Genomic DNA, 525 nt, shown 5'->3' on the forward strand with positions numbered 1-525 from the left:
TTGCCGCACCTGCTCCTCGGTGATGTGCGCGCGGGTCCACCTCGGCGTCCTCCGCGGTGGCGATGTACCGCCAGTGGATCTTCGAGTCGTCGCGGAAACCGGGGTCGCTGTCGAGCACGGTGAACCCGGCCTCGGCGTACGGGGCGGTGCGTTCCGCGCGGGTAGCCTTCTCCTTCCGGTCAGCCAGCAGCGTGCGGGCCTGGTAGTCGAACGAGTGGCGCTGGCACTGCACCAAAGCCTCCACCGCTTCGGTGTCGCCGTCCGCCTCGATTATGTGGACAATCTCTGTAGGTCAAGCTGATGACATACCACGCACCCTCGTACTCGGTGCCCGCAGAGGGGACTCGATTCCCCGCAAATAGCCAGCTCAGGTTGGGCTTCGACGGATTCGGCTCCATGCCCGGCGTCTCCTACGGCACCCTGATCGGCCGACCGAGGTCAGTTGCGGGCGTCGAGCAGGGTTTGGCCGAGATAGCCGTCCGGCGGGGTTCCGGGCGGTAGCGCGTAGACGGCGGACCCGATCGG

General features: G+C 67.0%; 1 protein-coding gene. It reads right to left on the minus strand.

What is annotated here, in order from left to right; translation table 11 throughout:
* On the minus strand, positions 1–232 hold a 232-nt coding region (locus ACFWJO_RS40545), incomplete at its 3' end, for a hypothetical protein (protein WP_386873389.1).
* Positions 233–525: the final 293 nt, after the last annotated feature.

Source organism: Streptomyces sp. NPDC127092 (assembly GCF_042722475.1).
GTDB lineage: Bacteria > Actinomycetota > Actinomycetes > Streptomycetales > Streptomycetaceae > Streptomyces.